This window comes from Ruegeria sp. BB9 (assembly GCF_056539345.1).
Map to the genome: position 1 here is coordinate 1341851 of NZ_JBQFUU010000001.1, position 14279 is coordinate 1356129.

Consider the following 14279-nt stretch of genomic DNA (forward strand, 5'->3'; position numbering starts at 1 on the left):
ATACCGACCCGCCCTAATGCAGATTGTGCTGAGAGCCCTTGCCCTCTTCATCGATGATCCCGCGCCCGGTGCGGAAACGATCCAGCCGGAACCCTGTCGCGTTCTCGTGGTACCGGTCGGTGGCCATCAGGTGGGCAAACACGTTGCCCGAGCCCGGAACCGCCTTGAACCCGCCGTAGTTCCAGCCGCAGTTCAGGTACAGCCCGTCGATATGCGTGCGGTCGATGATCGGCGATCCGTCCGGCGACATGTCCATGATCCCGCCCCAAGACCGCAGCACCCGGGCCTTGCCGATCATCGGCATCAGGGCCACGCCGGCCTCCATCACGCTTTCGACCGTGGGCAGATTGCCCCGCGCCGCGTAGGAGGCATAGAAATCCAGGTCGCCGCCGAACACCAGCCCACCCTTGTCGGATTGGCTGATGTAGAAATGCCCCATGCCGAAGGTCACGACTTGGTCGATGCAAGGCTTCAGCCCCTCGGTCACGAAGGCCTGCAGCACGTGGCTTTCGATCGGCAGGCGCATCCCGGCCATGCCGGCAACAAGCCCCGAACGGCCCGCAACCACGATTCCTACCTTCTTGGCCCGGATCGCCCCGCGCGTCGTCTGCACCCCGCGCACGGCGCCGTTTTCGATGTCGATGCCGGTGACCTCGCAATTCTGGATCAGATCCACCCCGCGCTGATCCGCCCCGCGGGCATAGCCCCAGGCCACGGCATCATGCCGGGCCGTGCCGCCGCGCGGATGATACAGGCCGCCATAGATGGGAAAGCGCAGATCGTCATAGTTCAGATAGGGCAGCATCTCGCGCAGCGCATCGCGGTCCAGCAGGATGGCATCGTCGCCCTGGCTGATCATCATGTTGCCCCGCCGCGCGGCCGCGTCCCGCTGCCCGTCTGAATGGAACAGGTTGATGATGCCTCGCTGTGAATGCATCACGTTGTAGTTCAGGTCCTCTTCCAAACCCTCCCACAGCTTGAGGGAATGCGAATAGAACTCGGAATTTCCTTGCAGAAAATAGTTGGCGCGCACGATCGTCGTGTTGCGCCCCACATTGCCGCCGCCGATATAGCCCTTTTCCAGCACGGCGACATTTGTCAGTCCGTGCTCTTTCGCCAGATAATACGCGGTGCTGAGGCCGTGCCCCCCACCGCCGATAATGACGATGTCGTACTCGGCTTTGGGCTCGGGATCACGCCAATGCGCCGTCCAACCCTTGTTGCCCGTCAGTCCTTCCTTCAGGACGCGTAAGCCGGAAAAGCGCATTCAGATCTCCCTGCGGGTTTGCTGGCATCAAACCAACTTCCAACAGGAGTAGCAATCCGGGCTCGGGGCTCCGCATCCGTTTTCGACAAGAACTTGTCAACGCGCGACCAAACCGGACGCAAACGAATTCGCCCTCAGAACCGCAGACGGAAGGCAAAGCCAACGATCGGAGCGGTATCATAGCCCTGCCGGCTGACTTCCTGCCCCGCTGCATTGTCCAAGCGCAACTCGCCGTTAAACTCGGCACCCGCAAATGCCGAAAGCGAAACTCCGGGGTTTGGCGCGTATTCAACCGACAGAACCACTGGAATGCTGCTGTCCTCGCCCACGCCGCCCGGCGCCAACCCGTTGTCGTTCAACTGAAAGCGGACCCTCTCGGACCGAACGGCAAGCCCGACGCTGACACTTTCCGAAGCCTTGTACTCCAATGTGACGCCGGGGCCTTGAGTGGCCCCCAGCGCGCTCCCGGTGCTCAGACGCCAGCGCTCGGCAAAGGTCCAGTCGACCAGAAGCGCGGGAAAGACTTCGAGGTCATTCGTTCCAACCTCGGAGAACACGCCAAATGCCGGGCCGATGCGCAGATTGGGGCTCACCGCCCATGAAATGCCGGCGAAGGCACCATAGGTGAAGCCGTCCGAGGCACTGGCGCCGGTCTCGTAGTCCCATCTCAACTGGGGCGAAACGATCACCGCAGCCCCGTTGTCCAGAGCGAAGCGCAATGGAACGCTCAGGCGAATGTCGCGGACGTCGTCCCACGGCTGGGTTCCGGGCAACCCGAAATCGTAAGAAAACTGACCGAAACTCGCCAGCAAACCCACAAAGGACCCGTCTCCATAGCTGTAAATGCCGCCTGCCCGCAGAAATGCGCGCGATGCGCTGAAATCACCACCGTCCTCAAGATCGGCGCTGCCCTGATAGACAGCCAACCCTTCCACAGTCGGCGTCCAGCCCTGTCGGGGCTGGGCAATGGCGGCAGTCGCAAGCGCCAAGGTCGCGGACCCAATCGCTGCGACCCATGCTAATGAACGGGTAATTTGCATGAGATCCTCGCTGGTTTCACTGCCTGAACTCCAGCGCAGGATGTGCGGCAACCGGACTTTTTGTCAAAGCCCGATTGCCCAGTTTCTGATACGTCAGAGGCCCTTGGCCCGATAGCTCTTGGCTACACGGTCAATGGACACGATGTAAGCCGCGGTGCGGAGGTCATCCACGTCGTCGCGATCATGCCAGACCTCGCTCATGGCCTGGTAGGCGATGCGCATCGTGTCATCCAGACCCGAGCGCACCAGCTCAAGTTCATCCGCGCCCTTGAGGTATTTGGCCTTGAAGTCCGGAGACATCGACCACGCATCGCCAAGATAGCGATCCAGCCGTTCCAGCTCTTTCACGATCAGCTCGTGCCGCGCCTCTTCCTGACGGCGCTGCATCCGGCCGAAACGGATGTGACTGAGGTTCTTGACCCATTCAAAATACGAGACCGTCACACCGCCGGCGTTCGCGTACATGTCGGGAATGATCACGGTGCCCTTCTTGCGCAGCACTTCGTCGGCCCCGGCGGTCACCGGGCCGTTCGCGGCCTCGATGATCAGCGGCGCCTTGATGCGCTCGGCATTGGACAGGTTGATCACGCCCTCCAACGCTGCCGGGATCAGAATATCGCACTCCTCTTCCAGCACAGCAGTGCCCTCGGCGGTGTGCGTTGCATCCGGGTAGCCGTTCACACCGCCATGTTTGACGATCCACTGGTGAACCGCTTCGACGTCGATCCCCTCGGGGTTATAGATCGCACCGTCACGTTCGATGATGCCCACAACCAGAGAGCCGTCTTCCTCACTCAGGAACTTGGCCGCGTGATAACCCACGTTGCCGAGGCCTTGAACGATGACCCGCTTGCCGTCCAGCGAGCCTGACATGCCAGCCTTTTTGACGTCCTCCGGATGCCGGAAGAATTCTCGCAGCGCGTATTGGATGCCACGCCCCGTCGCTTCGACCCGGCCCGAGATGCCGCCGGCATTCAACGGCTTGCCGGTCACGCAGGCCCGCGCGTTGATGTCTGTGGTGTTCATCCGCGCATACTGGTCAGCCATCCAAGCCATTTCACGCTCGCCGGTGCCCATGTCGGGGGCCGGGACGTTCTGCGACGGGTTGATCAGGTCGCGCTTGGCCAGCTCATAGGCGAAACGGCGGGTGATCTGCTCCAGCTCATGCTCTTCGTATTTGCGCGGGTCGATGCGTAGGCCACCCTTGGACCCGCCGAAAGGCGCCTCGACCAGAGCACACTTGTAGGTCATCAGCGCAGCAAGCGCCTCGACCTCGTCCTGGTTCACGGCCATCGCATAGCGGATACCGCCTTTTACCGGCTCCATATGCTCGGAATGAACCGAACGATAGCCGGTGAAAGTATGGATCTGCCCCCGCAGACGCACGCCAAACCGAACGGTGTAGGTCGCATTGCAGACCCGGATCTTTTCCTCAAGCCCGGGTGGAAGATCCATCAGGGCAGCCGCCCTGTTGAACATCAGATCTACACTCTCCCGAAAGCTGGGTTCCTTGATGGCCGTCATAAAATCCTCCATGCCGGTTGACGTCGAGCGTCATGACGTTTTGTCGCACCCTTGGCAAGCTGCTGCAATCGCGATTTGCACTTTTTTTCATCAATTTATGAACAGCGCGTTTCGACCAACCGAGCCGAGTCGCGGACATTTACGATTTCCAGAAATTGTCCCGAGCAACGAAACAAAGATGCCCCTCCCGGCCAGACTGCCGCCGATTTTCATTCAAAAAGAGCACCATAGTGACGATCACGCCCAATTCTCGCCACGATCCACATCTAAATTATTAAAGTTCCGAAGAACTGGCTTCGCTGCTTTTGGCCGGCAAAAGGATTTCGTTATGCGCAATTTTGAATGGACATCGACACGGTCGGGGAAACCGCGCCACGCAGACCGCTGCCGGGGCGCCGTCGAGTCTTTCGCGACCTCGGAAAGCGGGACGATGACCATCTTCGCCCTCTTCCTTCTGATGATCATCTTCACCGCGGCGGGCTTCGCCGTGGACGTTATGCGGTACGATCGCGAACGTGCGCGCCTGCAATACGCTCTGGACCGCGCCGTATTGGCGGCGGCCGACCTGGACCAGGACCTTTGCCCCAAGGACGTAGTCGTCGACTACCTCGCGAAGGAAGGCTTGGACCAGTACCTGGTTGGTGACCCGATCGTGGAACCCAATGTCTGCGGCGCGACCGCCGTTACGATCGAAGGCTACCGCAAGGTCCAAGCGAGCGCCCAGATGGATGTCGGCATGCACTTCATGCAGTGGTGGGATGTTGACTCGATCGTGAGCGCGGCAACCAGCGTTGCCGAAGAAGCCATTGATGATGTTGAGATTTCTTTGGTCCTCGACGTCTCTGGCTCGATGAACAGCTACAATCGCCTGGCCAACCTGAAAGTGGCGGCCAAAAACTTCGTGCAAGAGATGGCGGACAAGACCGAGGACGGGAAGCTGTCGATCTCGATCATCCCATACGCAACTCAGGTGTCGCTGCCCGACTATCTGATGGACGAATTCAGCACGACCGGCACCAATAACCGGGCAAACTGCATCAACTTCACCAGCAGCGAGTTCAACACCACCGCGCTGGACCCCGATACGATCCGCCAACGCACACTGCACTTCACGCCGTGGAGCACCTATGACCGGCGCCCCAGCAACGGCTACGTCTACAGCGAAGTCTGTGACGAACTCGCCAACCGTGAGGTCTCGGTCCTGCAGAAGGACCCGCAGGTTCTCAAAGATCACATCGAAAGTTTTACGGCCGGCGGAAACACGTCGATCGACGTCGGTCTGAAATGGGGTCTTGCCCTGCTTGACGAAAGCATTCAGCCGGTGATCGCACGCCTGGCGGGTGACGAAGTGCCTGCAGAGTTCGCCACCCGTCCCAACAGCTACTCCAGCAACGACTCGATGAAGGTTCTGGTGCTGATGACGGACGGCGCGAACACCACACAATACATGGTAAACGACCCCTACCGTGAGGGTACGTCCATTCTGTGGTGGAATGCCAAAAAGTCCACCTATTCGACCTATGACTACGAGACCGAGAAGTACTTCTGGCACGATGTCGACTATACCGAATGGGACAGCAGCAAAGGTTGGTACTGGGGTCGCGAGATCTGGCAGGACGATCCCTATGGCAACGACGAGTATACTGTCTATCGGTGCACCTACCGGTCCGGCGGCGTCTGCTACAACTTTGACTACAGCAGAAGCGAGACTCGCACTGTTCTGGACAACAATGGCGACCCCGCGACATCGGTCAACCTGACCTGGGTTCAGGTCTGGGAACGCACGACCCGTCGCGCGATCCGCGACCTGTTCCGCGAAGCGCTGGGGAGCACGAAAGGCAACACCTGGTACAACAACGCGGTCACTTCGATCGGGTCGGGCACCAAGGACCCGCGCGCGCGCGCAATGTGTGCCGCCGCTCGCGCCAATGGCATCGTAGTCTTCACTATCGCTTTCGAAGCTCCCGATCAGGGCAAGGCCCTTCTGAAAGACTGCAAAAGCGATGATGGCGCCTACTACGAGGCGACCGGTGACGAAATCGTCGACGTATTTGCATCGATCGGATCGACCATCCGCAATCTGAGGCTGACTCAATGATCAAGCGTTTGCTTCATAAATTCCGCACGTTCCGGCGGAAAGAAGATGGGATGGCGACGATCGAGTTCGTCTTCTGGTTCCCCATCTTCATCATGACGACCTATTCGGCCGTCGAAGTCGGGATCGGGGCCTTCAACCACGCCAACCTCGAGCGTGGACTGGACGAAACGATCCGCGACGTTCGCCTGAACAATCTGGACAAGTATACCACCAACGTTCAGGACGGCTGGACCCACACTCTGTTGAAGGACATCGTGTGCGACAAGGCAGGCTACATTCCTGAGTGCAAGGAAAACCTGATCCTGGAAATGACCCGCGTCGACCCATTTATTGGGACCACGCTGGATCCCAACCCCTACTGCATCGATACCCCGGCAACGATCCGCAACAGCCAGATCTTCGAGCCGGGTACGTCGGACGAACTGATGATCGTCCGCGCCTGCGTCGAGGTAAAGCCGCTGTGGTGGGGTACCATTCTGGGCGCCATCGCGCGGAAAAAGCCCAACGGTATGTACGAACTGCACGCAACAACGGTGTTTGTCTATGAACCGACCTGATCGCTCAATCTTCTCGCTGGCTGTCCGGTATCTGAAACGGTTTTCCCGCAAGGAATCCGGCGTGATCAGTGTCGAGGCCGTGATGATCTATCCCCTGCTCTTCTGGGGCATGTGTGCGTCCTATACGTTCTTCGACGGGTACAAGCAGAGCTCGCGGAATCTCAAGGCGTCTTATGCGATCGCCGACGTCATTTCCCGCGAACGCAATGACATCAACGCAACCTATATGGATACGCTGTACGACCTGCTGCAGCAGATGATGTCGGACCGCTCCGACGTGTCGATGCGCATCTCGTTCCTTCGCTTCGACCTGCCGGATGACCGGCACTATGTGCAGTGGTCTTGTATTCGCGGCGAAAGCTTTGAGGCGTGGACCGATGGCACCATAAGCGAAATCCGTGACAAGCTGCCCATCATGCCGGACAACGGCAAGATGATTCTGGTCGAAGTGAAGGACTTCTATCGCCGTCCCTTCCGCATCGGATACGGCGAAAACGAATTTGCCATGGACAATTTCGTATTCACCCACCCGCGCGTCTACGACAAGATCGACGCACCGGGCGGGTGCTGAGAGCTATTCGGCCTCGGCCAGCATCGCAGAAAGCATTTCTGACAGGAACTTGGTCTCGGCGGCGGACGTCATGCCGCCGACGCCGACACGTCGCCCGACGCGCCACCAAAGGCCCGGGGCCCAAGCCCTGCCACGTTTGCTACGGGTCGTCAGCAGAAACCCGTTCGACGGCTTGAAGGCGAATACGCCCCGATCCACCCCTTCGATTTCACCAACCTCGGCAATCAGCTTGCCGCTGCCCGTGCGCAATTCCGTGCGCGTCAGTTCGATCCGGTCCGCTGTCGCATGCCAGACGCGATGCGCGAGCCAAAGCGCGCCACCTCCGACCACGAACAGGAACAGCTGCCATTCCGGCGCTGGCGGTGCGGCCAGGGCGACATAAGTCACGAACACGCCCACAGTGACGAGCATTCCCACCCCCATCCACCGCCGTGCCGATGAAGCCTGAATCGTTGCCAGTACGTCTTCTTGCATTTCCAACTCCGCCTTTGCCTGCCCCCCATACCCGCTTACAGCGACAAGCAACAGGCCAAGACTCACCCGGCGCAATTTTGCACAGAGGCAGTGCTTTCTCGCGAATTGACCGTACTTCAGCGAAAATTAGATAACGGGTCCAGAGACAGGAGATCCACATGTCGCTCAGACCAACACTCGAAACCCGCAAGGCCGTTCCGACGATGGAAGGCGCTGGCGTAAAGCTGCACCGCGCTTTTGGATTTCAGGATCCGTCCGAACTTGATCCATTCCTGTTGTTTGATGACTTCCGCAACGAGCACCCGCAGGACTACCAGGCCGGCTTTCCCTGGCACCCTCACCGCGGCATTGAAACTATCACCTACGTGCTGTCAGGAACCGTCGATCACAGCGACTCGCTGGGCAACAGCGGCCAATTGGGTGCCGGAGACGTCCAGTGGATGACGGCGGGGTCCGGAATTCTGCATCAGGAAATGCCCAAGGGAAACACATCCGGGCAGATGCATGGGTTTCAGCTGTGGGGCAACTTGCCCTCGGCTCAAAAAATGACGGCTCCTCGATACCAGGACGTTCAGGGCAAGGACATTCCCGAAGTGATCGACGATGATGGCACCACGGTGCGGGTCATCGTCGGCAAGTTCTGGGGTAGGACCGGGCCGGTGGACGGTATCGCCGCGGACCCGCAATACCTGGACGTATCGATTCCTGCAGGGGTGAAAAAGACCTTCAAGATAGATACTTATCGCCGTGCTTTCGCCTATGTTTTCGATGGGCAGGCCGCTTTCGCCGACGCCTCGCAACCGACCGGCGTTCTGCTTGAGAAGGAAGTCGCCGGGCAAGAGCTGAACATTCGCGATATGTCAGGCAACCGGACGCTGGTGCGGTTTGGTACCGGAGACGAAATAACCGTTCAGGCCGGACCTGAAGGTGTGCGGTTCCTGTTGATCTCGGGTGCGCCGATCAATGAACCGGTAGCGTGGCATGGCCCGATCGTGATGAATACGCGCGCCGAACTCGAGCAGGCGTTTCGGGAGTTGCGCAACGGTACTTTCATCAAGCCGGCGCACTGACTCCAAACAGCCGGTAACAGGGCGCGGCCAGTCAGGCCGCGACCGCCTTGCGTACCATATCCCAATAAATCTGCTCGACCTCGTCCAGCGAAAGCCGTCCACCGGCCCGGTACCACGTCATGACACCATTCAGCATGGCAATCACTGCCAGAGTCGCGATTTTGGCATCCTGAACCGAGAACAGACCGTCCTTCTGGCCGGCGAGAAGGATGCTCTGCAACGCATCTTCATACCGCCGGCGCAGCTTTTCGATTTCGGCGAAGTTTTCAGGCGTCAGGTTTCGCAGCTCCATGTACGCGATGAACACTTCGTCCGGTCGCTGCATGTGAAACCGGATGTGGAAACCCACGAATTGCCGCAGGGCGCCCAATGCATCCGCCTGTGGTTCCAACTCTTCATAGGCCGCCAGCAGCTCTTGCATGTGGTCCTGCATCAGGCGGAACAGAAGGCTTTGCTTGTCCGGAGTGTAATTGTAGAGCGCACCGGCCTGCACCCCGACCTCCCCCGCGATTTGACGCATGGAAACAGCGGCATAGCCATGCCGTGCAAACAATCCCAGGGCGGCCTCGCGGATACGGGGCCCGGTGATATCGGAATGAGAGCCTTGAGTACGTGCCATGGATCCATCGTATATGAACGTACGTTCATATAGAACCCCGCTTGAACCGTTCATGCAAAAAGTGCATCACGTTCAGGTTCCTCATTGTTCGGGTCGCGAAATGAAAGCTGTTTCCGTCATCCTGCCGCTGCTCCTCTTGGCCGCGTGCGCAGATATTCCCGAGTTGGAGGGAAGCGAAGCGGCCTCGGTAAAGGCCGCGCCCTACCCCAAGCTGATCCCGTTGACCCAGGTCAACGTGCCACCCGTCGACCCGGTGAACGAGGCAGCCGCGGTGGAAGAAGAATTGGAACAACGGGCCGAGCGGCTGTCGCAAAAGGCACAGGCACTCCAGAACGCCGAGACCCAGTAAGCCCCGTACGCTCGCCCGCTGCGCAACAACTCTGTCCCTGACGGATTGCACCGCCGCGTTGAACCAGCTATGGCAGCCGACAAAGGACCTTGCGTCCAACAGGCAGACTTCGAGCGGAAAGGAACCCACGGAATGACACAGGCGCTGCGGCTTGGAATTGCTGGCTTGGGAACCGTGGGTGTGGGCGTCGTCAAGATCGTGCGCCGTCATGCCGAATTGCTGCAAGCGCGCACTGGTCGACCGATCGAGATCGTTGCGGTTTCGGCGCGCGACGCCGACAAAGATCGCGGGATAAACCTGTCCGGCTTCGCGTGGGAAACCGACCCGGTGGCCTTGGCCAAACGAAACGACATCGATGTGTTCGTCGAACTGATGGGTGGTGAAAACGGCCCGGCAAAGGCCTCGGTCGAGGCGGCATTGGCCACCGGCAAGGATGTGGTCACCGCAAACAAGGCGCTGCTGGCCATTCACGGCCAGGCATTGGCGGAACAGGCCGAGGCCGCAGGCCGCGTGATCCGGTTCGAGGCTGCAGTGGCCGGTGGAATTCCGGTCATAAAATCCCTGACCGAAGGGTTGGCCGGAAATGACATCAAACGTGTCATGGGCGTGATGAATGGCACCTGCAACTATATCCTGACCCGAATGCAATCGCAGGGATTGGGCTACAATGCCTTGTTCGAGGAGTGCGCGCAGTTGGGCTATCTCGAAGCGGATCCGAACTTGGACGTAGGCGGCATCGACGCGGCGCACAAGTTGGCGCTGTTGGCCTCTATCGCGTTTGGAACAAAGCCGAATTTCGACGGGATCGAGATCGAGGGTATTCAGCATATCAGCCTGGACGACATCCATCAGGCCGACGATATGGGCTACCGCATCAAGCTGCTTGGCGTTGCGCAGCGCACGCCGCGCGGGCTTGAACAACGGATGCAACCCTGCCTGGTACCCAGTGACTCGCCTTTGGGGCAGCTGGAAGGCGGCACCAACATGGTGGTCATTGAGGGCGACGCCGTCGAACAGATCGTTTTGCGCGGACCCGGCGCTGGCGAAGGCCCGACGGCCAGTGCGGTGATGGGGGATGTTTGCGACCTGGCGCGGGGCCTGCGGATTTCCACCTTTGGTCAACCCGCCACGTCGCTGGTCGACTCCAAGCCCGCAATCACCGGCCTGCCTGCCCCTTATTATCTGCGCCTTGCATTGCTGGACAAACCAGGTGCGCTGGCCAAGGTGGCCGCGATTCTGGGCAATGCCGGCGTTTCAATCGACCGGATGCGCCAATACGCACATGCCGAGGACACGGCACCGGTACTGATCGTTACACACAAGACCACACGCGCCACGCTGGACGTTGCGTTGGAGGACTTGCGCACCACGGATGTGGTTGCGGGCGAACCGGTAGCTCTGCGTATCGAGCAGGTTTGAACCCTTGCGGCCTGCGCCACGAGCAGGCTATGCCAGTCAGGACGTCTTCGCTTTACCAAAGGATTACATCGCATGAGCGCTGCCAAAATCGATTTCAACGACCGCCTTCTGTCCCTTGGACTTGCGCGCGTGGCTGAGCAGGCCGCTCTGGCCTCGGCCTCGCTGGTCGGACGCGGAGACGAGAAAGCCGCCGACCAGGCCGCGGTCAACGCGATGCGTGAACAGCTGAACCTGCTGGATATCGCTGGCGTGGTAGTCATCGGTGAAGGCGAACGCGACGAAGCGCCCATGCTGTATATCGGCGAAGAGGTCGGCACCGGCAACGGCCCGGGCGTGGACATCGCTCTGGACCCGCTCGAGGGTACGACGCTGACCGCAAAAGATATGCCCAACGCCTTGACCGTCATCGCGATGGGTCCGCGCGGTTCGATGCTGCACGCGCCGGACGTCTACATGGACAAGCTGGCGATCGGCCCGGGCTTCCCCGAGAACGTGGTGACACTGGACATGTCCCCGCGGGAAAGGGTCGAGGCGCTGGCCAAGGCCAAAGGATGCACCCCCGAGGACATTACCGTTTGCATACTGGAACGTCCGCGCCATGAAGCGATGATCGCCGAGGTGCGCGAAACCGGCGCTGCGATCCGCCTGATCACCGACGGTGACGTTGCAGGCGTCATGCACTGTGCCGAGTCCGAGACGACCGGCATCGACATGTACATGGGCCAGGGTGGCGCGCCCGAAGGCGTTCTGGCGGCCGCCGCGCTGAAATGCATGGGTGGCCAGATCTTTGGACGTCTGATGTTCCGAAATGATGATGAACGCGGTCGGGCGGCCAAAGCCGGTATTGCCGATCTGGATCGTGTCTATGCCCGCGACGAGATGGTCACCGCAGATGTGATCTTTGCGGCGACCGGTGTCACCGGCGGGTCGCTGCTGCCGCGGATCAAGCGGGAACCCGGTTGGGTCGAGACGACGACCCTGCTGATGCGCTCGAAAACCGGATCGGTGCGGCGCATGTCCTACCGCACCCCCATTTGGCCGCATGTCGAAGGCTGAGCGGCCCCGCAGACACAACCGTTCAAGGGCCGGGTCCGACAGGATTCGGCCCTTTTCAGGAGAAGTGGATTGAGCTTTCTGGGTGTTGAACAGTCTTTGACGGGCCGCCGGTGGATTGGTCCATCGCCTGAATTGGACCGGGCCGCCGAGATGCTGGCCCAGCAGACCGACCTGCCCCGCCCCCTGTGCCAGGTGCTGGCACGGCGAGGTGTCCCGCCGATGGAGGCCGAGAGCTTTCTGTCTCCAAAACTGCGCGACCTTCTTCCCGATCCTCGCAGCCTGCGCGACATGGAGATCGCCGCAACGCGGTTCCTGAAAGCGGTGCGGGACAACCAGCGCATCGCCGTTTTCGCCGACTATGATGTCGACGGCGGCAGCTCGGCAGCCCTGTTGCTGGTTTGGCTCAGGCAGATGGGGCGTCAGGCGACCTTATATGTGCCCGATCGTATCGACGAGGGCTATGGCCCCAACGTCCCCGCCATGAGCCAGCTTGCTGAAACGCATGATCTGATCATCTGCGTTGACTGCGGCACGCTAAGCCACGAAGCAATTGCCGCAGCCAAGGGGGCCGATGTGATCGTTCTCGATCACCACCTGGGCGCCGAAACGCTGCCGGATTGCGTGGCCGTGGTGAACCCCAACCGCCAGGATGAAAGCGGTGACCTGGCCCATCTGTGTGCTGCAACCGTTGTCTTTCTGATGTTGGTCGAGGCCGGGCGCCAACTGCGCGAGGCCAACGCCCAAGGTCCGGACCTGATGGCGATGCTGGATTTGGTCGCGCTGGCGACCGTGGCAGACGTGGCACCTCTGATCGGGATCAACAGGGCGCTGGTTCAGCAGGGTTTGAAAGTGATGGGGCAGCGGCAACGCCCCGGACTGGTTGCGCTGTCCGAAGTGGCGCGCATGGATTCGGCGCCCAACAGTTACCACCTGGGTTTTCTGCTTGGGCCGCGCATCAATGCCGGCGGCCGGGTTGGACAGGCAGACCTCGGCGCGCGGCTGCTCAGCACCGACTCGGTGACCGAGGCCGAGGCCTTATCCCGGCGCCTTGATGACCTGAATACCGAACGGCGCGACATCGAGAATGCGGTCCGCGCCGCGGCGCTGGCGCAGGCCGAAGAACGTGGATTGGATGCGCCGCTGGTGTGGGCTGCAGGTGACGGCTGGCATCCCGGCGTCGTTGGGATCGTGGCGGCTCGCCTGAAAGAGGCGTCGAACCGTCCCGCCGTCGTGATTGGTTTCGACGGTGACGAAGGCAAAGGCTCGGGCCGTTCGGTCTCGGGTGTCGATCTTGGTGCATCAATCCACCGGTTGGCCGCCGAGGGTTTGTTGGTCAAGGGCGGCGGTCACAAGATGGCCGCAGGTCTGACCGTGATGCGCGACCAGCTGGAACCGGCGATGGAGAGACTCTCGGAGTTGCTGGCAAAACAGGGGGCGGGCCAAGCCGGTCCTGCCGACCTCAAGCTGGACGGTGCGCTGATGCCCGGGGCGGCCTCGGTTGATCTGATCGAAAAGATCGAGCAGGCCGGCCCATTTGGCGCCGGGGCCCCTGCCCCTCGATTTGCAATGCCCGACCTGCAGGTCCGCTTTGCCAAGCGGGTCGGAGAAACCCATCTGAAGCTGTCGCTGTCGGACGGAATGGGTGGTGGGCTGGACGCGATTGCATTTGGTGCCTTTGACGGACCGATGGGCGAAAGGCTGTCAAATCACGGTGGCGCGCGGTTCCATTTTGCCGGTCGGCTCGAGGTCAATACATGGGGTGGAAGGCAAAGCGTGCAGTTGCGCCTGGAAGACGCGGCCGAAGCAAATTGACCGCTGACGCCACTGCCTTTTTTGACCCGCAAAAAAGTTTCCTGGCCGTGCGTTTTTCGTCTTGCGGGTGGGGGGCGTAATCCGTAAAAGGCCCTCCACAAGCCAGCGTGGCCCGTTCGTCTATCGGTTAGGACGCCAGGTTTTCAACCTGGAAAGAGGGGTTCGATTCCCCTACGGGCTGCCACTTGTGCTTGGGCAATGCTGACGTGGCCCGTTCGTCTATCGGTTAGGACGCCAGGTTTTCAACCTGGAAAGAGGGGTTCGATTCCCCTACGGGCTGCCATTTTCACCCTCGAGAAACGCAAATCGCGCGTTACCACTGCCGAGCCTATCTGCGTCGCAATTTGCAAATCGACGGAGCGGTGACGCCGAAAAATCCAAAGCGAAACGTCATCGGCAAGCTCTTTTCGCCTAGCAGATGAC

The 14279-nt window shown here is 60.4% G+C and carries 13 protein-coding genes and 2 tRNA genes; 10 read left to right on the top strand and 5 right to left on the bottom strand.

Annotation, left to right across the window (positions count from 1 at the left end; all coding sequences use genetic code 11):
• Positions 1-13 precede the first annotated feature (13 nt).
• The 3 genes from ACR0FC_RS06720 to ACR0FC_RS06730 form a co-directional block, all read right to left on the bottom strand.
• Positions 14-1267 (bottom strand): sarcosine oxidase subunit beta family protein, encoded by a 1254-nt coding sequence (locus ACR0FC_RS06720; RefSeq protein ID WP_170339161.1) that lies wholly within the window; start codon positions 1265-1267, stop codon positions 14-16.
• 134 nt (positions 1268-1401) lie between these two features.
• Positions 1402-2307, bottom strand: coding sequence for a hypothetical protein (locus ACR0FC_RS06725; RefSeq protein WP_254437759.1), 906 nt, complete (start codon positions 2305-2307; stop codon positions 1402-1404).
• Positions 2308-2400: 93 nt separating this feature from the next.
• Positions 2401-3831, bottom strand: a complete 1431-nt coding sequence (locus ACR0FC_RS06730; RefSeq protein ID WP_093961747.1) for a Glu/Leu/Phe/Val family dehydrogenase — start codon at positions 3829-3831, stop codon at positions 2401-2403.
• A gap of 430 nt (positions 3832-4261) precedes the next feature.
• Here ACR0FC_RS06730 and ACR0FC_RS06735 point away from each other — a divergent pair, with 430 nt between their 5' ends.
• The 3 genes from ACR0FC_RS06735 to ACR0FC_RS06745 are packed head-to-tail and all read left to right on the top strand — an operon-like array spanning position 4262 to position 7057.
• Positions 4262-5929 (top strand): pilus assembly protein TadG-related protein, encoded by a 1668-nt coding sequence (locus ACR0FC_RS06735; RefSeq protein ID WP_254429305.1) that lies wholly within the window; start codon positions 4262-4264, stop codon positions 5927-5929.
• 50 nt (positions 5930-5979) lie between these two features.
• Positions 5980-6486, top strand: coding sequence for a TadE/TadG family type IV pilus assembly protein (locus tag ACR0FC_RS06740; RefSeq protein ID WP_254429306.1), 507 nt, complete (start codon positions 5980-5982; stop codon positions 6484-6486).
• On the top strand, positions 6473-7057 hold the full coding sequence (locus tag ACR0FC_RS06745) for a TadE/TadG family type IV pilus assembly protein (protein WP_093961744.1): 585 nt from the start codon (positions 6473-6475) through the stop codon (positions 7055-7057). The genes ACR0FC_RS06740 and ACR0FC_RS06745 overlap by 14 nt, the downstream gene beginning before the upstream one ends.
• Positions 7058-7060: 3 nt before the next feature.
• On the opposite strand, the gene ACR0FC_RS06750 is transcribed toward ACR0FC_RS06745, so the two are convergent.
• Complete coding sequence (locus tag ACR0FC_RS06750) at positions 7061-7531, bottom strand: hypothetical protein (protein WP_093962924.1); 471 nt, start codon at positions 7529-7531, stop codon at positions 7061-7063.
• 158 nt (positions 7532-7689) lie between these two features.
• On the opposite strand from ACR0FC_RS06750, the gene ACR0FC_RS06755 reads away from it, so the two are divergent.
• Positions 7690-8601, top strand: coding sequence for a pirin family protein (locus ACR0FC_RS06755; protein WP_170339165.1), 912 nt, complete (start codon positions 7690-7692; stop codon positions 8599-8601).
• A 31-nt stretch (positions 8602-8632) separates the two neighbouring features.
• On the opposite strand, the gene ACR0FC_RS06760 is transcribed toward ACR0FC_RS06755, so the two are convergent.
• Positions 8633-9220 carry a TetR/AcrR family transcriptional regulator gene (locus ACR0FC_RS06760; RefSeq protein ID WP_093961742.1) on the bottom strand — a complete coding sequence of 196 codons (588 nt, stop codon included), beginning with the start codon at positions 9218-9220 and terminating at the stop codon, positions 8633-8635.
• 100 nt (positions 9221-9320) lie between these two features.
• Between ACR0FC_RS06760 and ACR0FC_RS06765 the strand changes: the two genes are divergently transcribed.
• The 6 genes from ACR0FC_RS06765 (at position 9321) to ACR0FC_RS06790 (ending at position 14139) form a co-directional block, all read left to right on the top strand.
• Positions 9321-9569 carry a hypothetical protein gene (locus ACR0FC_RS06765; RefSeq protein WP_170339166.1) on the top strand — a complete coding sequence of 83 codons (249 nt, stop codon included), beginning with the start codon at positions 9321-9323 and terminating at the stop codon, positions 9567-9569.
• Positions 9570-9701: 132 nt separating this feature from the next.
• Positions 9702-10988, top strand: coding sequence for a homoserine dehydrogenase (locus ACR0FC_RS06770; protein ID WP_170339168.1), 1287 nt, complete (start codon positions 9702-9704; stop codon positions 10986-10988).
• Between the two features lie 72 nt (positions 10989-11060).
• Complete coding sequence (gene glpX, locus ACR0FC_RS06775; RefSeq protein ID WP_170339170.1) at positions 11061-12044, top strand: class II fructose-bisphosphatase; 984 nt, start codon at positions 11061-11063, stop codon at positions 12042-12044.
• 69 nt (positions 12045-12113) lie between these two features.
• Positions 12114-13856 carry a single-stranded-DNA-specific exonuclease RecJ gene (recJ, locus tag ACR0FC_RS06780; protein WP_170339172.1) on the top strand — a complete coding sequence of 581 codons (1743 nt, stop codon included), beginning with the start codon at positions 12114-12116 and terminating at the stop codon, positions 13854-13856.
• Positions 13857-13965: 109 nt separating this feature from the next.
• Positions 13966-14040, top strand: a tRNA-Glu gene (locus ACR0FC_RS06785).
• A gap of 24 nt (positions 14041-14064) precedes the next feature.
• Positions 14065-14139 (top strand) — tRNA-Glu (locus tag ACR0FC_RS06790).
• Positions 14140-14279: the final 140 nt, after the last annotated feature.

Excerpts from the sequence above, each read along its gene's own strand:
- ACR0FC_RS06720 (WP_170339161.1), bottom strand. The coding sequence starts at position 1,267 with ATGCGCTTTTCCGGCTTACGCGTCCTGAAGGAAGGACTGACGGGCAAC.
- ACR0FC_RS06725 (WP_254437759.1), bottom strand. The coding sequence starts at position 2,307 with ATGCAAATTACCCGTTCATTAGCATGGGTCGCAGCGATTGGGTCCGCG.
- ACR0FC_RS06730 (WP_093961747.1), bottom strand. The coding sequence starts at position 3,831 with ATGACGGCCATCAAGGAACCCAGCTTTCGGGAGAGTGTAGATCTGATG.
- ACR0FC_RS06735 (WP_254429305.1), top strand. The coding sequence starts at position 4,262 with ATGACCATCTTCGCCCTCTTCCTTCTGATGATCATCTTCACCGCGGCG.
- ACR0FC_RS06740 (WP_254429306.1), top strand. The coding sequence starts at position 5,980 with ATGGCGACGATCGAGTTCGTCTTCTGGTTCCCCATCTTCATCATGACG.
- ACR0FC_RS06745 (WP_093961744.1), top strand. The coding sequence starts at position 6,473 with ATGAACCGACCTGATCGCTCAATCTTCTCGCTGGCTGTCCGGTATCTG.
- ACR0FC_RS06750 (WP_093962924.1), bottom strand. The coding sequence starts at position 7,531 with ATGCAAGAAGACGTACTGGCAACGATTCAGGCTTCATCGGCACGGCGG.
- ACR0FC_RS06755 (WP_170339165.1), top strand. The coding sequence starts at position 7,690 with ATGTCGCTCAGACCAACACTCGAAACCCGCAAGGCCGTTCCGACGATG.
- ACR0FC_RS06760 (WP_093961742.1), bottom strand. The coding sequence starts at position 9,220 with ATGGCACGTACTCAAGGCTCTCATTCCGATATCACCGGGCCCCGTATC.
- ACR0FC_RS06765 (WP_170339166.1), top strand. The coding sequence starts at position 9,321 with ATGAAAGCTGTTTCCGTCATCCTGCCGCTGCTCCTCTTGGCCGCGTGC.
- ACR0FC_RS06770 (WP_170339168.1), top strand. The coding sequence starts at position 9,702 with ATGACACAGGCGCTGCGGCTTGGAATTGCTGGCTTGGGAACCGTGGGT.
- glpX (WP_170339170.1), top strand. The coding sequence starts at position 11,061 with ATGAGCGCTGCCAAAATCGATTTCAACGACCGCCTTCTGTCCCTTGGA.